Annotated in this window: 16 protein-coding genes; 6 read left to right on the forward strand and 10 right to left on the reverse strand. The window is 58.6% G+C overall.

Features of this window, described 5'->3' with window-relative positions:
• Positions 1–154 precede the first annotated feature (154 nt).
• The 3 genes from GHN92_RS20720 to GHN92_RS20730 form a co-directional block, all read right to left on the reverse strand.
• Positions 155–769, reverse strand: a complete 615-nt coding sequence (locus tag GHN92_RS20720; protein WP_153381024.1) for a TPM domain-containing protein — start codon at positions 767–769, stop codon at positions 155–157.
• 26 nt (positions 770–795) lie between these two features.
• Positions 796–1,536, reverse strand: coding sequence for a YgcG family protein (locus GHN92_RS24355; RefSeq protein ID WP_095022961.1), 741 nt, complete (start codon positions 1,534–1,536; stop codon positions 796–798).
• Positions 1,537–1,689: 153 nt separating this feature from the next.
• Positions 1,690–2,298 carry a LemA family protein gene (locus GHN92_RS20730; RefSeq protein ID WP_095019250.1) on the reverse strand — a complete coding sequence of 203 codons (609 nt, stop codon included), beginning with the start codon at positions 2,296–2,298 and terminating at the stop codon, positions 1,690–1,692.
• A gap of 243 nt (positions 2,299–2,541) precedes the next feature.
• Between GHN92_RS20730 and bglX the strand changes: the two genes are divergently transcribed.
• Together bglX and GHN92_RS20740 are read left to right on the forward strand one after the other, a co-directional pair.
• Complete coding sequence (gene bglX / locus GHN92_RS20735) at positions 2,542–4,833, forward strand: beta-glucosidase BglX (protein ID WP_130872071.1); 2,292 nt, start codon at positions 2,542–2,544, stop codon at positions 4,831–4,833.
• Positions 4,834–5,527: 694 nt separating this feature from the next.
• A complete protein-coding gene (locus tag GHN92_RS20740) occupies positions 5,528–8,401 on the forward strand; it encodes a ribonucleoside-diphosphate reductase subunit alpha (protein ID WP_095001817.1) in 2,874 nt (957 codons plus the stop codon).
• 110 nt (positions 8,402–8,511) lie between these two features.
• Here the strand turns inward: GHN92_RS20740 and GHN92_RS20745 are convergent, their stop codons facing one another.
• Complete coding sequence (locus GHN92_RS20745; RefSeq protein WP_095019242.1) at positions 8,512–10,041, reverse strand: hypothetical protein; 1,530 nt, start codon at positions 10,039–10,041, stop codon at positions 8,512–8,514.
• A 477-nt stretch (positions 10,042–10,518) separates the two neighbouring features.
• On the opposite strand from GHN92_RS20745, the gene GHN92_RS20750 reads away from it, so the two are divergent.
• The 4 genes from GHN92_RS20750 to codA all read left to right on the forward strand — a co-directional run bounded on the left by GHN92_RS20750 (position 10,519) and on the right by codA (position 15,820).
• Positions 10,519–11,748, forward strand: coding sequence for a hypothetical protein (locus GHN92_RS20750; RefSeq protein WP_153381026.1), 1,230 nt, complete (start codon positions 10,519–10,521; stop codon positions 11,746–11,748).
• Positions 11,749–12,102: 354 nt separating this feature from the next.
• On the forward strand, positions 12,103–13,368 hold the full coding sequence (gene codB, locus GHN92_RS20755) for a cytosine permease (protein ID WP_095001818.1): 1,266 nt from the start codon (positions 12,103–12,105) through the stop codon (positions 13,366–13,368).
• On the forward strand, positions 13,365–14,588 hold the full coding sequence (locus GHN92_RS20760) for a PucR family transcriptional regulator (protein ID WP_153381028.1): 1,224 nt from the start codon (positions 13,365–13,367) through the stop codon (positions 14,586–14,588). The genes codB and GHN92_RS20760 overlap by 4 nt, the downstream gene beginning before the upstream one ends.
• Positions 14,585–15,820 (forward strand): cytosine deaminase, encoded by a 1,236-nt coding sequence (codA, locus tag GHN92_RS20765; RefSeq protein ID WP_153381030.1) that lies wholly within the window; start codon positions 14,585–14,587, stop codon positions 15,818–15,820. Before GHN92_RS20760 ends, codA begins: the two co-directional genes overlap by 4 nt.
• Before the next feature lie 156 nt (positions 15,821–15,976).
• Here codA and flgE read toward each other — a convergent pair whose 3' ends face one another.
• The 6 genes from flgE to GHN92_RS20795 all read right to left on the reverse strand — a co-directional run bounded on the left by flgE (position 15,977) and on the right by GHN92_RS20795 (position 21,188).
• Complete coding sequence (gene flgE, locus GHN92_RS20770; RefSeq protein ID WP_095001821.1) at positions 15,977–17,305, reverse strand: flagellar hook protein FlgE; 1,329 nt, start codon at positions 17,303–17,305, stop codon at positions 15,977–15,979.
• 29 nt (positions 17,306–17,334) lie between these two features.
• On the reverse strand, positions 17,335–18,060 hold the full coding sequence (gene flgD, locus GHN92_RS20775; RefSeq protein ID WP_153381031.1) for a flagellar hook assembly protein FlgD: 726 nt from the start codon (positions 18,058–18,060) through the stop codon (positions 17,335–17,337).
• A gap of 15 nt (positions 18,061–18,075) precedes the next feature.
• Positions 18,076–18,522: a flagellar basal body rod protein FlgC gene (flgC, locus tag GHN92_RS20780; RefSeq protein WP_095021373.1), complete on the reverse strand. Its 447-nt coding sequence runs from the start codon at positions 18,520–18,522 to the stop codon at positions 18,076–18,078.
• A gap of 3 nt (positions 18,523–18,525) precedes the next feature.
• A complete protein-coding gene (flgB, locus tag GHN92_RS20785) occupies positions 18,526–18,933 on the reverse strand; it encodes a flagellar basal body rod protein FlgB (protein WP_016782175.1) in 408 nt (135 codons plus the stop codon).
• Between the two features lie 449 nt (positions 18,934–19,382).
• Positions 19,383–20,210: a protein-glutamate O-methyltransferase CheR gene (gene cheR, locus GHN92_RS20790; protein WP_095001824.1), complete on the reverse strand. Its 828-nt coding sequence runs from the start codon at positions 20,208–20,210 to the stop codon at positions 19,383–19,385.
• A gap of 45 nt (positions 20,211–20,255) precedes the next feature.
• Positions 20,256–21,188 (reverse strand): chemotaxis protein CheV, encoded by a 933-nt coding sequence (locus GHN92_RS20795; RefSeq protein WP_095001825.1) that lies wholly within the window; start codon positions 21,186–21,188, stop codon positions 20,256–20,258.
• Positions 21,189–21,243: the final 55 nt, after the last annotated feature.

A 21,243-nucleotide genomic window follows, 5' to 3' on the forward strand; every position in this document is an offset into this window, starting at 1 on the left:
CAGGAAGCCTTGGCTATGCGGCATGATGCTCCGGCTTCAATTCAATAACCGTGTTGCACTCAGCTCCTGCAACCGCCAACCATAAAGATAACTTTACAAAAGCCCGACACTTCTCATCAAAGTGTCGGAAATATCAAAGCCACTAAGAAAATGATTACAACATCACCAACCGATTCGGCAGTTGGTTGCGCGCTTGGGTTTTGGGTATGTGCTGTGCGAGCACTTCAGCGCAGGCATCGATGCAAGTGATAAAACCTTCTGCCGTATGCCCCAACGCCACGCGGCGTACGAAATCGCTGACGATAGTGCCCCAGTCACTGTCGTCCAGATGGCGGGATATCCCTTCATCCACCAGTATTTCGACATAACGTTCAGCTTCACTGACAAAAATCAGTACACCCGTGCGCCCAGCAGTGTGGTGCAGTTTTTGTTCGAGAAACTGGCGCCGGGCCAGGTTACTCGCACGCCAATGCCGCACGCGGGGCGGAATCAGGCGCGTGGTTATGGCCGGGATGCGAAAGATCAGGCTAAGAAAGACAAAGCTGGCCCATTGCAGCATCAGCAGAGTGTAAGTCGCCAGGCCGCTGTTCAAGAAGTGCACCACGGCGGGCAGCACCAAGGCAATCAGGCTGGCCGATAGCAAGGGGATGTAGCTGTAGTCATCGGCACGGGGAGCCAGCACGGTGACGATTTCGGCGTCGGTGTGCTGTTCGGCACGGGTGACCGCGTCTTCGACCTGCCGTTGTTGCTCGGGGGTTAATAAAGCCATAAGTCTCGTACTCGTTAAAAAGTGAATTACCAGCCACCAGAGGCTCCGCCGCCGCCGAAGCTGCCACCACCGCCGCGAAAACCGCCACCACCGCCTCCGCCGAACCCGCCACCGCCAAAACCACCGGAGCGCGAACCGCCACTGCCACCCGAATTGCAGATGCCATAGAACTGACAGGCGGCAACCACCAGTACAAACAGGATAAATAGCAGCATCACCCCCCCGGGGTGCTCGGCCATAAAGTCGCTGCCGTCACCCTGGCTGCTGGCGTAGGCCGGTTCGGCCAGGGGCGTGCCGCCCAATACTTGCAGGATGGCACCCACACCGTCGCTGATACCTTGGTTGTAGTCCCCGGTTTTAAAGGCCGGGGTGATGATCTGGTTGATAATCACCGAGGCCTGGGCATCGGTGAGGCGATCCTCAAGGCCATAGCCGACCTCGATGCGCAACTTGCGGTCGTCGCGGGCCACGATCAGCAAGGCGCCGTTATTTTTGTCCTTTTGCCCGATACCCCAGGCACGGCCCAGTTGGTAGCCGTAGTCTTCGATGGGCATGCCCTGCAGGTCAGGCACGGTGACCACCACCACTTGCTCGCCGGTGGCCTTTTCGTGAGCCTGCAGGCTTTGCGTCAATTGCTCGCGGGTGGCGGGCGTGAGCATTTGCCCCTCGTCCACTACCCGCCCGCTGAGCGCGGGAAAGGTCAGCGCCTGGGCCGTGGCTATAAATAGCCACAGCAACAGGCCCAACCCCAGTCTTGATACGCGCATCGCTACCTCGAACGTTTGTTATCCATTGTGGGAGCGGGCTTGCTCGCGATACATGCGGCGCGGTCTGTCAGGCAAATCGCGTTGATTCCATCGCGAGCAAGCCCGCTCCCACAACAAGCTCGCTCCCACAGGGGGGGGAACGGTATAAGGCCGTTAAAACTTCACTTCCGGCGCTTTGTCGGCGTCCGGGGTGGTGGCTTCGAATGTGGAGCGCACCGGCAGGTCGCTGTACATCACCGCATGCCACAAACGCCCCGGGAAGGTGCGGATCTCGGTGTTGTAGCGTTCAACCGCGAGGATAAAGTCGCGCCGCGCCACGCTGATGCGGTTTTCCGTACCTTCTAGCTGTGATTGCAACGCCAGAAAGTTCTGGTTGGATTTAAGGTCAGGGTAGCGCTCGGACACCACCATCAACCGGCTCAAAGCTCCGGTCAGCTGGTTCTGCGCGTCCTGGAACTGCTTGAGTTTTTCCGGGTTGTTCAGCGTGCTGGCATCAACCTGGATCGAGGTGGCCTTGGCCCGCGCTTCAATCACCGCGGTCAGGGTGGCCTGCTCCTGCTTGGCTGCACCCTTGACCGTTTCGACCAGATTGGGGATCAAGTCAGAACGACGCTGATACTGGTTCTGCACCTGGGACCAGGCCGCCTTGACCTGCTCGTCGAGGGTGGGAATGGTGTTGATCCCGCACCCCGCCAGCAGACTGCTCAAGGCCAGAAGGGCGAGGGCTTTCCAGCCCACTGCTTTAAAACTTTGTATGCCCATGCTTGCAACGCTCCGAAATAACAACATTGGGTTTATTGACCACACACCACGCCTAATAACTCCCGGCAATACTGGATTGCTCGCGGCGAATCAGCTAAAAGACTGCCTGCCATGCAGGAATACTCCGTTCTAAAGGTAGGTCAAATCTTTGATTCGAGTACTCCTGATACCTCCCAAGAACAATATCGCTGCACGAGCGTGGGTCTCCCTCGCTTCAAGTGAGCGGCTGCGCAGAAGAATCCAATGAGAAATATGTGTTTGCTGGGCATCGTCATCAGCCTGGCCAGTCACACCGCCTGGGCTCAAACCCCGGCCGCCCCGCTCCCCCCCAAAGACGTGTTCGTCGCTGAGCTGCTGAAAAAGATGAGCGTCGATGAAAAGATCGGCCAACTGCGCCTCATCAGTATCGGCCCGGAAATGCCCCGCGAGATGATCCGCAAGGAAATTGCTGCGGGCCGCATCGGCGGTACGTTCAACTCCATCAGCCGCGACGAAAACCGCCCGATGCAAGACGCCGCCATGCGCAGTCGCCTGCAGATTCCGATGTTTTTCGCGTACGACGTGATCCACGGCCACCGAACGATTTTCCCGATCAGCCTGGCCCTGGCCTCCAGCTGGGACATGGACGCCATCGGCCTGAGCGGCCGCATCGCCGCCAGGGAGGCCAGCGCCGACAGTATCGACCTGACCTTCGCGCCGATGGTCGACATCGCCCGTGACCCGCGCTGGGGCCGTACCTCCGAGGGCTTTGGCGAAGATACCTACCTGGTCTCGCGCATCGCCAAGGTGATGGTGCAGGCCTATCAGGGCGCATCCCCGGCCCTGCCCGGCAATATCATGGCCAGCGTCAAGCACTTTGCCCTGTATGGCGCGGTAGAAGGCGGCCGGGACTACAACACTGTGGACATGAGCCCGACACGCATGTTTCAGGACTATCTGCCGCCTTACCACGCAGCTATTGAGGCAGGCGCGGGCAGCGTGATGGTGGCCCTTAACTCGATCAATGGCGTGCCGGCCACTTCGAACATGTGGCTGATGCAGGATTTGCTGCGCAAGGACTGGGGCTTCAAAGGCGTGGCAGTCAGCGACCACGGCGCGATTAACGAGCTGATCAAACACGGCGTGGCCAAGGACAGCCGCGAGGCCGCCAAGCTGGCGATCAAGGCCGGTATCGACATGAGCATGAACGACAAGGCCTACGGTGAAGAGCTGCCCGGCCTGCTCAAGTCCGGCGAAGTGCCGCAGAGCGATCTGGACAATGCCGTACGTGAAGTGCTCGGAGCCAAATACGACATGGGCCTGTTTGCCGACCCGTACCTGCGTATCGGCAAGGCCGAAGATGACCCGGCCGACACCAAGGCCGACAGCCGCCTGCATCGTGCCGAAGCCCGTGAAGTGGCACGCAAGAGCCTGGTATTGCTGAAAAACCAGAACGATACCCTGCCCCTCAACAAGCAGGCGCGCATTGCCCTGGTTGGCCCGCTGGCCAAAGCCCCGATTGATATTATGGGCAGCTGGGCCGCAGCCGGTCAGCCTGCGCAATCGGTGACCGTATTTGACGGCATGCGCAATGCCATCGCCCAACAGGACAACCTGATCTACGCCCGTGGTGCCAATATCACGGACGATCAAAGCGTCGTCGACTACCTCAACTTCCTCAATTTTGATGCACCCGAAGTGGTCAACGACCCGCGCCCGGCGCAGGTCATGATCGACGAAGCCGTCAAGGCTGCGCAGCAGGCCGACGTGGTGGTTGCTGTGGTAGGTGAGTCGCGGGGCATGTCCCACGAGTCGTCGAGCCGCACCAATCTGGACATTCCTGCCAGCCAGCGCGCCCTGATTACGGCCCTCAAAGCCACCGGCAAGCCGTTGGTGCTGGTATTGATGAACGGCCGCCCGTTGTCGATCGATGTGCAACAGCAGCAGGCCGATGCCGTGCTGGAAACCTGGTTCAGCGGCACTGAAGGCGGCAACGCCATTGCCGACGTGCTATTTGGCGACTACAACCCCTCCGGCAAGTTGCCGATCACTTTCCCACGCTCCGTTGGCCAGATCCCGACCTACTACAGCCATCTGAGCATTGGCCGTCCCTTCACGCCGGGCAAACCGGGCAACTACACCTCGCAGTACTTTGATGAGGGCAACAGCCCGCTGTACCCGTTTGGCTATGGTTTGAGCTACACCGACTTCAGCCTTTCAGATGTCCGCCTGTCGGCCAAAACCCTGAAGCCGGGCGCAACCCTGACGGCCAGCGTCACCGTAACAAACACCGGCAAGCGTGCTGGCGAAACGGTGGTTCAGTTGTATATCCAGGACGTTACTGCGTCCATGAGCCGAGCGGTTAAAGAGCTGAAGAACTTCGAGAAGGTCATGCTCAACCCCGGCGAGCAGAAAGTCGTGCAGTTCACCCTCAGCGAGAACGACCTGAAGTTCTACAACGCGCAGTTACAGCATGTCGCCGAACCTGGCGAATTCAACGTACAAATTGGCCTGGACTCGCAAAACGTCCAGCAAAACAGCTTCCAGTTGCAGTAATTTCGCGTAATTGCCGGGAAGGCTCCACGCCGCCTTCCCGGCCCTTCCCCGCAACAATCCGTGCTTGACCTTTCCTATCTTTGCACCCGCCTGAAAATGCGTTCGGACAGCGCTGTTTTTTGTGGTAGGGTTCGCGCCCTCAAAATCCGGCACACAGGATTTGTCCCGGCTAAATCCGGTGACAAACGGCTAAATGCCGGTGCAGTGCGGCCTACGTGGATCTCCAAGCTTTCACACACAATTTACACACAGGGTTATCCACAGGCAGTACGTTGCACAACCCCTATAAAACGCATATCTTGTATCAGCTTCGCCAAAAAACCCCATATGTAGGGTTTTAGGCCAAAAACCCAACACAACTCAGACGAGAATTTCAAGCCCTTTTCTCGCGCCTGTCGGGTTAAATCAAACGCAGCTTTCAAAGTCCAAACCGCTTATGCGGATGGCAACCGTTTTCCAGCCCAAAGGTCGGAAAGCGGCCCGGGTGTTGCAGTAAAAATACTGTCATCCAACAGGAATACGGTTTCACGCGGTCTGCGTGAATCAAGACTTCGGCACGGAAGCGGCTTAACCCCCCCTTCTGTACGTCCCGAAGTTGTTATGCCCGGTTCATTACCGGTTGTAGTGCTTCAGGACGGAACGGTGGGCACCCAAAAGGCGCCCAAACAAACATAGAGAATGTGGAGACACCCCCATGCAAACCGATACAACTCGCGAGAACTCGCAGGGTACCGATTCAAATCTGGATCTGTCTGCGACCGCGCCAGGCCAGCTGCGCGTGATCAAACGTAACGGGGCTGTGGTTCCTTACACCGATGACAAGATCACCGTTGCCATCACCAAGGCGTTTCTCGCAGTTGAAGGCGGCAATGCTGCCGCTTCGTCGCGCATTCACGACACCGTTGCGCGCCTGACCGAACAGGTCACCGCAACTTTCAAGCGTCGCATGCCATCGGGTGGCACCATCCACATCGAAGAAATCCAGGACCAGGTAGAACTGGCCCTGATGCGCGCCGGCGAGCAAAAAGTGGCCCGCGACTATGTGATCTACCGTGACGCACGCTCCAAGGAACGCGCCAACCGCGCACCGGCCGAAGACGCCGTGCAGGCTCACCCGTCGATCCGCATCACCCGTGCCGACGGCACCTTCGCCCCTCTGGACATGGGTCGCCTGAACACCATCGTTTCCGAGGCCTGCGAAGGTCTGGAAGAAGTGGACGGCGAGCTGATTCAGCGCGAAACCCTGAAAAACCTCTACGACGGCGTAGCGCTGAGCGACGTCAACACCGCCCTGGTGATGACCGCCCGCACCCTGGTAGAGCGTGAGCCGAACTACTCGTTCGTGACCGCGCGCCTGCTGATGGACACCCTGCGCGCCGAAGGCCTGAGCTTCCTGAAAGTAGCTGACAGCGCCACCCACCACGAGATGGCTGACCTGTACGCCAAGGCCCTGCCTGCCTACATCGCCAAGGGTATCGAGTTCGACCTGCTGAACCCGGTGCTGGCCACCTTCGACCTGGAAAAACTGGGCAAGGCGATCAACCACGAGCGCGATCAGCAGTTCACCTACCTGGGCCTGCAAACCCTGTACGACCGTTACTTCATCCACCACGATGGCGTGCGTTTCGAACTGCCGCAGATCTTCTTCATGCGCGTGGCCATGGGCCTGGCGATCGAAGAGAAGCAGAAAGAAGACCGTGCCATCGAGTTCTACAACCTGTTGTCGTCTTTCGACTACATGGCCTCGACACCGACCCTGTTCAACGCCGGTACCCAGCGTCCGCAGCTGTCCAGCTGCTACCTGACTACCGTGCCGGACGACCTGTCGGGCATCTACCACGCGATCCACGACAACGCCATGTTGTCGAAATTCGCCGGTGGCCTGGGCAACGACTGGACTCCGGTACGTGCATTGGGTTCGTGGATCAAGGGCACCAACGGCAAATCCCAGGGCGTTGTACCGTTCCTGAAAGTGGTGAACGACACCGCCGTAGCCGTTAACCAGGGTGGCAAGCGCAAAGGCGCTGTATGTGCCTACCTGGAAACCTGGCACATGGACATCGAAGAGTTCATCGAGCTGCGCAAGAACACCGGTGATGACCGTCGTCGTACCCACGACATGAACACCGCCAACTGGATCCCTGACCTGTTCATGAAGCGCGTCTTCGATGACGGCCCGTGGACCCTGTTCTCGCCGTCCGAAGTACCGGATCTGCACGACCTGACCGGCAAGGCCTTCGAAGAGCGCTACGAGTACTACGAAGCACTGTCCCAGTACCCGGGCAAGATCAAGCTGTTCAAGACCATCCAGGCCAAAGACCTGTGGCGCAAAATGCTGTCCATGCTGTTTGAAACCGGCCACCCTTGGCTGACCTTCAAAGACCCGTGCAACCTGCGCAGCCCGCAGCAGCACGTGGGCGTGGTTCACAGCTCGAACCTGTGCACCGAAATCACCTTGAACACCAACAAGGACGAAATCGCGGTTTGCAACCTGGGCTCGATCAACCTGCCGAACCACATCGTCAACGGCAAGCTGGACACCGACAAGCTCAAGCGCACCATCGACGTCGCCGTTCGCATGCTCGATAACGTGATCGACATCAACTACTACTCGGTACCGCAAGCGCGCAACTCGAACTTCAAGCACCGTCCGGTTGGTCTGGGGATCATGGGTTTCCAGGACGCCCTGTACCTGCAGCACATTCCTTACGCTTCGCAAGCCGCCGTGGAATTTGCCGACAAGTCGATGGAAGCGGTCAGCTACTACGCGATCCAGGCGTCCTGCGACCTGGCTGACGAGCGTGGCGCTTACGAGACGTTCCAGGGTTCGCTGTGGTCCAAAGGCATCCTGCCGCTGGATTCGCAACAGATTCTGATCGAGCAGCGCGGCCAGAAGTACATCGACGTTGACCTGAACGAATCCCTGGACTGGGCACCGGTTCGCGCCCGTGTACAAAAAGGCATTCGCAACTCCAACATCATGGCCATCGCACCGACCGCCACCATCGCCAACATCACCGGCGTATCGCAGTCGATCGAACCGACCTACCAGAACCTGTATGTGAAATCGAACCTGTCGGGCGAATTCACCGTGATCAACCCGTACCTGGTTCGCGATCTCAAGGCCCGCGATCTGTGGGACTCGGTCATGATCAACGACCTGAAGTACTACGACGGTTCCGTGCAGCAGATCGAACGCATCCCGCAAGAGCTCAAAGAGCTGTATGCCACTGCGTTCGAAGTGGACACCAAGTGGATTGTTGACGCCGCCAGCCGTCGTCAGAAGTGGATCGACCAGGCGCAGTCGCTGAACCTGTACATCGCTGGCGCTTCGGGCAAGAAGCTGGACGTGACCTACCGCATGGCCTGGTACCGTGGTCTGAAAACCACCTACTACCTCCGTGCCCTGGCTGCGACCAGCACCGAGAAGTCCACCGTCAACACCGGCAAGCTCAACGCAGTATCGAGCGGCAAAAACAGTGAAGACGTTGCTGCGGCCCCAGCCGGCCCGGCACCGGTGCCAAAGGCTTGCGCCATTGACGAGCCGGATTGCGAAGCTTGCCAATAAGCTGAGCTGGCAGGCGGGTCAAACCGCCTGACCCAAAACCCCCGTTAAACCCTGGCAACAGGTGGGTTTGACGGGGGTTTTGTTTTTTGGAGGGGTGGGGAGTTACGCGGTCATTTGCGCCAATCGGCTATCTGCTGCGCAGTGGCGTAGAAATCAACGCCAGCACCCAAGGCTTGCTGCCCATCCGGCTGATTGTGACGTAACCCCTCAAGCACTTGAGCATGACTGCGACGGAATTGCCCAAGCTGTTTTGCACCTTGCGGGCTGGCCGTTTGCGCTGCTGTCTCGATGCGTTGATACAAGTCCATCTGATTGGTAGCCGCCAGGTTGGTGGGGACATAGGGGCGATTAGCCGCAACGGCCTCTGCAATCGGGAATGTTTCGGCAAAGGTATGGTAGCCGCCAAAGTTCATGAAGGCGGCAATACCCAGCCCGGCCGCCAGCACCATGTGTTCATTGCCATAGATTCTATCCGGGTTCAACGTGTTGAGCGCCAGCAGCACGTCACAGGTACTGCCGGATTGCGCCCCCGCAGATGGCAGACCCTTGAGGTTGGACTCCATTGCGAATGTGCCAAAGGGCTGCCAGCGATTGATACCCACGCCATGCAGCATTGAAAAATGCTCCAGCATGCCGGTCAGGCCTTGCTGGGAATAGGCTGGCGGCACGTTCTCCATTTCAGCCTCTGACATGGTGAAAGGCCGGGTCAGGTCTGCAATCGGCGCACCTTGACGGGGAATTGCATTGAGATTCTGATTGCGATCACCCAGCGCTTTGCGCAAGGCGGCCTGCTCAGTGCTGTGCGGGTCGACCGTGTTCTGTACCACCAGCCCAAACCCCATCTTGAGCTTGGCCGCATCTTCATAAACTCCCTTCACCGGCCGCAACTCCCCGCCGACTTCCACCATAGGCATCCGTTCACTGCGGGCACGACTGAGCGGATTGTCAAAGGCCGGCGTACGCGTCTTGCTTGAAAACTCCTTGAAACGATCAGCGAACTGATCTGCCTGCGCATCAAGACCAGCCTCACGCAGCAAGGCCACGCAAGCCGCGGTATTGGCTTGTTTGTGCTGCGCATAGAGCCCGGGTTGACTCTCGTCTTCTACGGGGGCCATCAACTGGCACATCGTGCTGCCAAAAGCGCTCGACGCACGGATTTTAGTCAGCAGGTCAACATGGTTTTGCTTGTCGAACCCTTCTGTACATCCGGCCAGAGGAGTCTGCAGCGTGTTGATCAACCACGGTTGCAGCGCCTGCCCGGGTTTCATCTGCCGACCAATCTGGTCGGACTGTGCTGCCAAAGGCTCGATGGTGGCCTGCAGAACATCGCGCAACGGCTGCTCCCGTCCCTTGTAATGGACGGCAAGCCCACCCGCCACGCTTTGCTCGCTCAACCCCTGACGCAACACCGTTGCCAGTTGTGCGGCGTGCTGGTCGAACACTTCACCTATCCTGCCTGGCTGGTTCAACAAGGCCATGCTGGCGCCCGCTTCAAAAAACTTGCTGTTGGTGATCATCTGTCTTTGTACATCCGTCAGGGCAACACCATGGGGACTGCTTTGAGCAACGGCATCTGGCTTACCTTGACTGTCGATGCCATATACCGCATCGAGCGATGTACCTGACCTGGAAATAAACATGATGCTCACCTCATTAATAGTGCACTTGGATAGATGGGGCATGGAGAAGGCACGCACAGGCTCGCAAACCAGTAGCAAACCTGGCGACGCAACAGGCCATTGGGCCGCAAACTTTGCCCTTGAACTAAAAACAAAACAAATATCAAAGTGTAAGAAAATAACAAGGAAAGACGAACAGCCCTCTTAATTATTAGCGTACTGAACCGAATACATACTCACATCCAATAAACACTTTCACGGCAATAAAGACATGATGCCTTATCAATAACACTTGCGATCTTTGTACCTGTTAACCCCCGGTAACAGTTCGCTTGCACGTTGTGGAACCCGCCCTGCAGCCCGGGCCACAGACTGCGAGACATGTAATGGACTGCACGGTCGCCGATACCCTCCCTGCTCCCGGAGTGTGTTGCTTGACCGTTCACATGTTGTTTCCCACGAAGGATGACCACCATTCGATCGAACGAACGAAAACACATGAAAGATCTCAGCTCGATTTCCCCCTTCAGGTTTACCCCCACGGACAGCGTTGCCCGGGGGACTTCACACATCAGCGCCGGCGCCATTCCCGCCGCCCCACCTTGCTGTACACCCAAAGAAATATACGATCGTGTCCACCAGGAAATATCCCGGCGCTATCTGTCATTCGATCAAGGTAAGGAAATGGGATTTGCCGGCAAGGCCGGAGTAACCGGTGATATCGACTTCATTACCAAAAAAGATTTGATTGGCATACTGCGACACTTGAAAGAGGATGAAAGCGCACTGCAGGAGAGCAAAAAAGACTCTGCTCGGACTCAACTTTTCGACAAGATTTATTTGATGTCCGGGGACAAGGAGACAGGCAGAAACTGGAATTTAAGACTCCACAATTACAGTGTGCGCGGCACAGGGCTTGGAGGCGAAGACATCCCCCACCGTCATCGCTGGACGCTGGCCAGCAATGTGCTTACTGGTGGTTACAACAACGTCAATTACGAAGAACGCAGTGTCTCGCAGCCCCATGACCCCAAAGACAAATTCAACAAATACGTGCTTGGCGCATCGAGTGCGCAAACAACCCAGGGCGCCAGGGGGGCAACGCTTGTAAACGAAGCCGTGATGGTTCCCTTCAAAAATGAAATTTATGCCAAGGGTGACATCAATCATTTCCCGATTGCCCTGCCGCACAGTGTTGATACAGCCCCTGCCTATATGGGGACTACATTGACCCTGGCCCACACGGGCGTGCCGACGACAGATACGTCCATTGCTTATTACAAAGAAGCGTTCACCAGCTTGCCTTCACTGCACTTTGAAAGTGTCGAGGCCTTCAAGGCGTCCATTGACCTGCGCATCGCGCAACTTCAGGTGCTGGACTTGCAGGAAAACCTGAGTACGTTCCTCAACGCCAGGCAACAGAACAACCAGCCGTTAACCCCCGACGAAACCCGGCACCTGAGGGATACCCACGAGTACAACTATGTAGAAACATCGTTGCTGCCGGCCCTGGCCATTTACAACATGGAAAAAATCAATGGCATCGAGCACCGGGAGTTCTCGGCCGACACGGCGAAATTTCTCGATAGCCAACTTTCACAGATCAATCAACGTGTACTTAACACCCTGTTCGAAGGTAACCAGACGGACCTGATGGACCAGCGCCTTTCCCTGGTACTGGAGCCCGGCGCTTTCGCCCAGGCCATGGCTGAAAGACAGGGGCAATAAACCTCGATTCGCGGATCCGCAGCGATAGCATTGCGTTCTAACTGTTGGGCACTGTGGGAGCGGGCTTGCCCGCGATTGTCCTGTTACACCGCAGCGATCCCGTCGCGAGCAAGCCCGCTCCCACAGAACGTGTAACCATCACCCCGAAACAGTGCGCCCGCGCCACAAAATGAATCACTCTGCACATTCTTCAGCCTGATATTCGCTCGCCAATAGGCACTCTGCACACCCGCCCATATGCCGTGTGCCCGCTTTTCTCCGGTTTACCCGCCCTGACAAAACAGGCCCGCTTATTGCTCTGGCTCCTGTGTGCTACCGATATCGGCGCACCCATTCGAGGCGGAGAAATAGACCATGAGTTCACCCGGCGATTTTCCTTTGAGCGAAGCCCCGCGTTCAGCGCGCAAGGGGTTGTTGTCGATTTCGATGGTGCTGTTCAGCTTTACCTTCTTTACCGGCACCATGTTCGCCGGTGGCAAGCTGGGCATGGCCTTCAACTTTGTCGATATGCTGTGGATTGCGGCCATCGGCAATACCCTGCTGGCGCTGTATGCCGCCGCCCTGGCCCTGATCGCTTCGCGCAGCGGCCTGAACACGGTGCTGATGGGACGCTTCTGCTTTGGTGAGGCCGGTAGCCGCCTCTCGGACTTCCTGCTCGGTTTTGCCGAGCTCGGCTGGTACGCCTGGGGCACGGCAACGGTGGCCATCGTGCTGGTGAAGATGCTCGGCCTGGCCGAAGGCTTCACTCTGCCCTTGATGGTGTTTTTCGGCATGGGCTTCAGCATCACGGCGATCATCGGCTACAAAGGCCTGGATGTGCTGTCGCGGGTTTCGGTGCCGCTGATGTTTGTCCTGCTGATCGTCTCCATGTATATCGCCACGCAGCATGTCGGCGGGTTTTCCGGGCTGGCAGCGGTGATCCCGGAGCAGACCATGACCGTCTCGGCAGCCATTACCATGGTCTTTGGCACCTTCGCCAGCGGTGCCACCCAGGCCACCAACTGGACGCGACTGTCGCGCAGCGGACGCATCGCCGTGACCGCCAGCGTGGTCAGTTTTCTGCTGGGCAATGGCCTGATGATCGTGGCCGGCGCCTGGTGCGCCATGGTTTATCAACAGGCCGACATCGTCGAAGTGATGATGCTGCAAGGTCTGTCGTTTGCCGCCGTAGTCATGCTGTGCCTGAACCTGTGGACGATCCAGGGCCCGACCATCTACAACGTGGCCGCTGCCACCTGCCATCTGGTGCGCAGCGAACGCCGGCGCACCATGACCCTGCTCGCCGCCGCCGTGGGCGTGCTGCTGGCGATGGGCGGCATGTATGAAATGCTGATTCCGTTTCTGGTGCTGCTGGGTTCGGTCATCCCGCCCATTGGCGGCGTGATCATGGCCGACTTCTGGTTTCGCCATCGCGGCAAATACCCGGCCCTGGCCAGCGTCCAGTTACCTCGCTACAACCTGGCAGGGCTGACCGCCTATGCCGTGGGCGCCTTGCTGGCCTATTTGTCGCCATGGATTGCGCCTCTGGTAGGCATTGGCGCATCGGCCATCGTCTATATCGTGCTGCTGAAACTCAGCCGTCAACCGGCGGTGCTGCCCACCGTCCAGGAGCCCCTTTGAGCCTGACCGTTGAAGAGATCCTGGCCCTGCCCGGCCTCGAAGAGATGACCCTGCGGGCCGGCGCACGCAACCGCCAGCGCAGCGTGCGCTGGTCCTATGTGGCCGAGAACGAAGGCATCGCCGGCTGGGTCATGGGCGGTGAGCTGGTGTTTGTCACCGGGATCAACCACCCCCGTGACGAGGCCAACTTGCTGCGCCTGATCGACGAAGGCAGTGACTGTGCGATTGCCGGACTGGTGATCCTGACCGGCGAGACCTTCATCCACAGCATTCCCCCATCGGTGATTGCACTGGCCGAAGCCCGCGGCGTGCCCCTGATCGAGCAACCGTACTTGCTGAGAATGGTCATCGTCACCCATTTGATTGGTACTGCACTGGTACAAATGGCGCAGACCAAACGCTCGCGCCACGACATTCTGGCGCAACTGCTCAGTGGCGATTACCCCAGCCTGGCCACCCTCCGCCAGCGCGCAACGCACTTGCAGCTGGCGCTGGACCAACCGTGCCGCCTGGTTGCGCTACGCTTGTCAGCAGTCAGTGTACTGTTTGCCAGTCACGCACCCGAGGAGGCAGAACGCCTGTTGCAACACACCCGCCAGACCGTACAGGATCACCTCGACGTGTGGAGCCGTGCCCTGCCCCGCGCGTTGCCGGTGATCGTGCAGGGTGATCTGTTCATCCTGTTGCTCGCTGAAGACAACAACCTGCGCACAGAACTGGCGAGCCTGTATCGAGACTTGCAGGCCATCATCGGTAATCTGGCGCTGTTTATGGGGCTGGCAGGCAAGGTCGAGGATTGCGCCCATTATCACCGGGCCCTCAACGAGGCACGCCAGGCGCTGGATGTTGCAGAAAACCTGCGCCCGGCCACCAGCCTCTGCGATTTCAGCGAACTGGGTGTGTTGCGCCTGCTCCAGGCCGTGGGCGAACGCTCGGTGATCGACAGCTTTGTGCAGCAGACCCTCGGCCCCCTGATTGAACCCAACCGCAAACAGCCACACCACCTGATTGATACCCTGGATGCCCTGCTCCAGGAAAACGGCAACGCACTCAAGGCCGCACAACGCCTTAACATCCATCGCAATACCGTCAATCAACGCCTGCAACGCATCGAGCAACACAGCGGCCAGTCGCTCGATGACCCCCTCTTCAGAATGAATGCTTCGGTGGCGCTGCAGGTATGGCGCATGTCCGAAGCCCAACGACAGGAACGACCATGAAGATCATCAATGCCACGCTGCGAAAAACCCCCGGCCTGCACACGATCACCTGTGAGGGCGAGCAGATCGCTGCCATCACCCTGCAAGCAGGCAGCGTGCCGGCGCAGGCAGGCGAGATCGACGCCCGGGGCCAGTTGCTGATTGCGCCTTTTGTGGAGCCGCATATCCATCTGGACGCGGCCCTCACCGCGGGCCAGCCCGAATGGAACCTGAGCGGCACCCTGTTCGAGGGCATCGAGCGCTGGGCCCAGCGCAAGGCAACCATCACCCATGAGGACACCAAGCAGCGTGCCCACGCCACTATCCGCATGCTCGCCGAACACGGCATCCAGCATGTGCGCACCCATGTCGATGTCACCGACCCGACTCTGGCCGCACTCAAGGCCATGCTCGAAGTGCGTGAGGAAGCCCGCCACCTGATCGACCTGCAAATCGTGGCATTCCCCCAGGAAGGCATCGAGTCCTATGCCGGTGGCCGTGAGCTGATGACCCTGGCCGTGGAGCTGGGCGCCGATGTGGTGGGTGGCATCCCGCACTTTGAAAACACCCGCGAGCAGGGAGTCAGTTCGATCAAGTTCCTGATGGATCTGGCCGAGCGCACGGGGTGCCTGGTGGACGTGCATTGCGACGAAACCGACGACCCCCACTCGCGTTTTCTTGAAGTGCTGGCCGAAGAGGCCCGGGTACGCGGCATGGGCAGCCGGGTGACCGCCAGTCACACCACAGCGATGGGTTCGTATGACAATGCCTACTGCTCCAAACTGTTCCGCTTGCTCAAGGCATCAAAGATCAACTTTGTCTCGTGCCCGACCGAAAGCATCCATTTGCAGGGTCGTTTTGATACCTTCCCGAAACGCCGTGGCGTGACCCGGGTGGCCGAAATCGACCGTGCCGGGATGAACGTGTGCTTCGGTCAGGATTCAATCAAGGACCCGTGGTACCCACTGGGTAACGGCAATATCCTGCGGGTACTGGATGCCGGCCTGCATATCTGCCACATGATGGGTTTTGAGGACCTGGCGCGCAGCCTCGATCTGGTGACGGACAACAGTGCGCGGACGCTGAATCTGGGCGAGGGTTATGGCATTGAAGTGGGTCGCCCGGCGAACCTGGTGGTGCTGGATGCCGAGAGCGATTACGAAGCGGTACGTCGCCAGGCCAAGGCGCGGGTATCGATCCGCGCCGGCAAGGTTTTGCTGACGCGGGTGCCGGAACAGGTGGAGTTCAGCTGAGACCCGTGACGAACATGGTGGGAGCGGGCTTGCTCGCGATGGCATCGACGCGGTTGAACTGAAACACCGCAGCGTCTGCATCGCAGGCAAGCCAGCTCCCACAGGTTATGTATTGCTCACCCACCCGATGCCCGCCGGATCATGGTCGCAGCGCTATCACGTCATCTGAATGATGGTCTGCATGATGGTGCTTTGGGTCGAGATGGTTTTGGCGTTGGCCTGGTAGTTGCTCTGGGCCTTGATCAGGTCCACCAGCTCACTGGTCAGGTTTACGTTGGAGTCTTCCAGCGAGTTGGACTGGATGGCGCCCAGGCTGCCGACCTTCGGTGCGTCGTAGCCCGCCACGCCCGAGGCGTAGGTCTCTTTCCAGGCCGTGCCGCCCACTGGTTGCAGACCCTGCTCATTGGTAAAGCTGGCCAGGGAAATCTGGCCAATGGCACGGCTCTGGTTGTTGCTGAAGTTGGCGAACATCACACCCGAACCGTCGATGGTCAGGTTGTTGATCTGGCCGGTAGCGTAGCCGTCCTGGGTCGGCGGGTTGCGCGAGGTGTCGGTGTTGTACTGAGTGGTTTTGGCCATGTCGATGGCAATCCCGGTGTCCTTGGCTGCCGCGCCGTTGGACGCCCACTTGCCATTGACCATGGCGCCCGGCATCCAGGTGCTGACGGTCAGGGTGTTGCTGACGATATCGGGTTCGCCGGCCACCGGGTTGGGCGTCGTCACACTGGTCAGCCCGCCGGCTGAGTCGAATTGCATGATCGAAGCCACCGGCGCCTTCGCGCCGTCTCCGCTCACTGCGCTGCCATCGGGGTTGCGACCGTCAATCAGGGTGTAGGCCTTCCAGGTATTGGCACCGGTCTTGACCATGTACTGGTCCATCGGGTGTGGATTGCCCTGGGTATCGTAGACCGTAGTACTGAAGCTTTTCGTATAGGATTCGGCTTTGCTCGGGTCGAACGGGTTGGCGGTCTGATCAATCACCGCAGCGTTGGAATTGAGGTTGATCGTCGAGTCCACCGAGCCCGTCGCCTTGGGCGCCAGGTTGGAAGTATCGATGCGCAGGTCGGTCAATACGCCATTAACGATATTGCCATTGGCATCCACGCCATAGCCCTGCAAGCGCGCAGTGCCATCAGAGCTGGTGACAAAGCCGTCTTTGTCGGCCTTGAACGTACCGGCGCGGGTATAGCTCAGGGAGCCGTTGTCACTGAGCACGAAAAAGCCGCTGCCCTGGATGCCCATATCCAGCAGGTTGCCGGTGTTGTTAACCGCACCTTGACCAAAATTTTGCGAGACCGCTGCCAGGTTCACGCCACTGCCGATGGTCTTGCTGCCGGTACCCAGCTTGCTGGCCGAGTAGATATCGGCGAATTCCGCACGCGAGGCCTTGAAGCCGGTGGTCGCAGAGTTGGCGATGTTGTTGCCGGTCACGTCCAGCTGCTTGTTCGCCGCATAGAGGCCGCTAAGGCCGATATTGAATGACATGTTTCTCTCCTTGAGGCGTATGAGTCGGCTTACAAGCCAATGGTCTGGACTTTGGACATGCCAATGCTGCCCAGGCCTGCGAGGTTGAGCATGATTTCACCGCCGGTCTTGCTCAGGGTCACGCTGTTGACCGTGGCTGGCAGATAGGTGGTGAGCGCCGTGGTACCGGCGTCGGTTTTGCTGGATGCGGTGAAGGTGTAGGAGCCCTTTTCCAGCAGCACACCCTCGTCGTCCTTGCCATCCCAGGTGAACTCCGCGTTGCCGGCTTTCTGGGTGCCCATGTCGATGGTGCGAACCACCTCACCGTCGGCATTGGTGATGGTGATAACGGGTTTGGAGTCAGCATCCTTGACCACCACGGTGCCGTTGAAGGGCTTGTCGCTGGCCGGATCCACATAGGCTTCGCCGGTCTGCACGATCACCGAACGCCCCACCAGCGACGAGGCCTGCAACGCCTGCGAAGACTGGAAGTTGCCGGAGATCGAATTGACCGTATCGTTGAGCGTGGTGATGCCTTCCAGGCTGCTGAACTGCGCCAGTTGCGCAACGAACGCCGTGTTGTCCTGCGGGTCCAGCGGGTTCTGGTTTTTCAGCTGGGTGACCAGCAGTTGCAGGAACGCATCCTTGCCCAGCGCCGTGTTGCCGGATACCGCCTTGGAGGCCGCCGCCAGGCTGGTGTCAGTGGTATTGGCCTGGGCGGAGTTGGCGAGTACCTGGTTAAGGGTCAAGCCGCTGGTGGAATCGGTCACACTCATTTGCGTCGCCCCTTATCACTGACCGAGGGTCAGGACCTTCTGCATCATGGTTTTGGCGGTATTCATCAGCTCGGCGTTGGTCTGGAACGAACGACTGGCGGAAATCATGTCGGCCATTTCTTCAACCACATTGACGTTGGGGTAATACACATAGCCCTTGGCGTCGGCAGAAGGATGGTTGGGCTCGTAGCGGGCCTGCAACTCGCTCTGGTCTTCAACCACACCCAACACCTGCACGCCCTGGCCGGCGGCGTCCTGGTTCTGGAACAGCGAGTCGCCGCCGCTGCTGCCTTGCGCACCTTGAAACATAGTGGCAAACACCGGGTGGCGGGCGCGGTAGGTCTGGTCGATGCTCGACGACACCGTATCGGCGTTGGCGATGTTGCTGGCCACGGTGTTCAGGCGCGTGGTCTGGGCGCTCATGCCGCTACCGGCAATATTGAAGACACTGGATAGAGACATGGATCACTCCCCGCGCAGGGCCGACATCAGCCCTTTGAATTTGCTGTTGAGCAGGGTGAAGCTGGCCTGGAAGTTGACCGCATTCTCTGCATAGTTCGACTGCTCAAGCTGAGCGTCCACGGTGTTCTGATCGATCGACGGCTGCATCGGCGTGCGGTACAGCAGCGACTCGTCGCCGCTGCTCAGGCCCTGGGCTTCGATATGGCGGGTGTTGGTCTTGTTCAACGCAAACGTGCCGTTCTGGTTTTTGTCGTTCTGGGCGGCGAGCACAGAGGCGAAATCCAGATCCCGAGCCTTGTAGTTCGGGGTGTCGGCGTTGGCGATGTTGTTGGCCAGTACTTCAGCGCGCTGGGCACGAAAGCCCAGGGCCTGTTCATGGATACCAAGCGCTTTATCGAAGCTGATGCTCATCTCGAAAAACCTTTGTGGGCTGACCTGAGAATGTGGTTCAGGTTTTACATGACAGGGATAGAGCAAACCCCGTGCCAGTTTTTACAGCCCCGTAACACAAGGGTTTGCCGGGAGGCGGGAGATGGCAATGGCAAAAAAGCGGCAATGCTTGACCGCTGACTGCCGGTTTTCTGCCGCTTTGCTTTGGATTCGTCGTAGCAGCTGCCGAAGGAACCAGGCTGCGTTCGGCGACGAAGTCGTCGTAAAAACCCTGGTAGCCGGGTTTGACTGTTACACCGCAGCCCCTGATTTTGCGACTGCTTCGCAGCCGAACGCAGCCTCGTTCCTACGGCAGCTACAGGAACACTGCAACTGTGGGAGCGAGCCTGCTCGCGAAGGTCGTTCGCGAGCAGGCTCGCTCCCACAATAGGGCTTGACCGGCAACAGAGTATCTACGGGGTTTTCCCAGCCTATTTGGCCTGGTAAATGATCCCCGGGCTGCATTGCACCATCTGGTAATGGTCCGGCAACCCGTTGAGCGCTTCAGAAGCGCCCAGGAACAAATAACCGCCCGGCTTCAAAGTGCTGTGAATGCGCAGCAGGATGTCTTTTTTCACTTCGGCCGAGAAGTAGATCAGCACGTTGCGGCAAAACACGATGTCGAACTTGCCGAAGCTGGCGTAGCTGTCCAGCAGGTTGAACGGGCGAAACTCCACGCGGTTTTTGATCGGCGCCTTGATCACCCAACGCCCCGGTCCCTTGGGATCGAAATAACGTTGCAGGCGCTCCGGTGACAGGCCCCGGCCAATGGCCAGGTTGTCGTACTCGCCGGTGCGGCAGGTGTTGAGCATCTGCGCTGACAGATCGGTGGCAAAAATCTGCACGCCGGCTTTGAGCTGCCCAAGGTTGCTGCGCTCGAATTCGTCAATCGCCATCGACAGCGAGAACGGCTCCTGCCCCGAAGAGCAGGCCGCCGACCAGATACGCAGGCGCTGGCCGGGGCTGGCCTTGATTTGCTCCGGCAACACCTTGTTTTTCAGCACTTCAAAGGGATAGGTATCGCGAAACCACAGGGTTTCGTTGGTGGTCATGGCATCGACCACCTGCTCGCGCAACCCGCTGCGCGGCTGAGCCTGGATGCGTTGAATCAGCTCGCCCAACGACTTGATGCCCTGCTGCTCCATCAATTTGTTGAGGCGGCTGGAGACGAGGTACTGCTTGTTCTCACCCAGCAAAATGCCACAGGCTTTTTCCAGGAATACCCGGAACTGTTCAAAATCCAAATTAGCCGTCGACAAATGATCCTGCCTCTTAAATCGTTTTGACCGCCAAGGGCTGCGCCCCTAGCTGTGGTCTGCTGCTTTGATCCGGTCAACTACCCGGGTTGCCAGGTCATCAGGGCGGAACTTGGCCAAAAAGTCATCGGCACCGACTTTTTTGACCATCGCCTGATTGAATACCCCGGACAACGAAGTATGCAGAATGATGTGCAAGTTTTGCATCCGCGGGTCGTTGCGGATTTCAGCTGTCAGGGTGTAGCCGTCCATTTCCGGCATCTCGATATCCGAGATCATCATCAGAAACTCTTCAGACGGGTTCTTGCCCTCGTCCACCAGCTTGCGCAGGTAGTCGAGCGCCTGGCGCCCGTCGTTCAACGACACCACTTCAACACCCACCGATTGCAGGCAACGGGCAACCTGCTTGCGCGCCACCGACGAATCGTCAACGGTCAGCACCCGCAATGACAGCGCCTTGCTTTGGGTTTCAACATCCACCACGCCCTGGCTGATGGTTTCAGACGATGGCGAGACTTCTGCCAGCACCTTTTCCACGTCGATGATTTCGACCAGTTGCTCGTCCATACGGGTCACGGCCGTCAGGTAATGGTCGTGACCGGTGCCCTTGGGCGGCGGATGAATGTCTTCCCAGTTCATATTGACGATACGCTCCACTGAACGCACCAGAAAGCCCTGGGTCTTGGTGTTGTACTCGGTGATGATCACAAACGGGTTACTTTGATCCTTCAAGGCTCCCGCACCGGTGGCCATCGCCAGGTCGAGAATCGGTATGGTCGCGCCGCGAATGCTCGCCACACCGCATACCACGGGGTGGGACTTGGGGATCAGGGTCAGCTTGGGGCATTGCAGCACCTCGCGGACCTTGAACACATTGATCCCGTAAAGCTGTGGCCCATCCAGGCGAAACAGCAACAGCTCCAGGCGGTTTTGCCCCACCAGTTGAGTGCGCTGGTTAACCGCATCCATCACTCCGGCCATACTCAGCTCCTCTTAAAAACTTCAAGTTTCAACCCGCATATTCCGAAAACGGCAC

The sequence above is a fragment of the Pseudomonas sp. FSL R10-2964 genome, from assembly GCF_009600035.1.
Lineage (GTDB): Bacteria > Pseudomonadota > Gammaproteobacteria > Pseudomonadales > Pseudomonadaceae > Aquipseudomonas > Aquipseudomonas bubulae.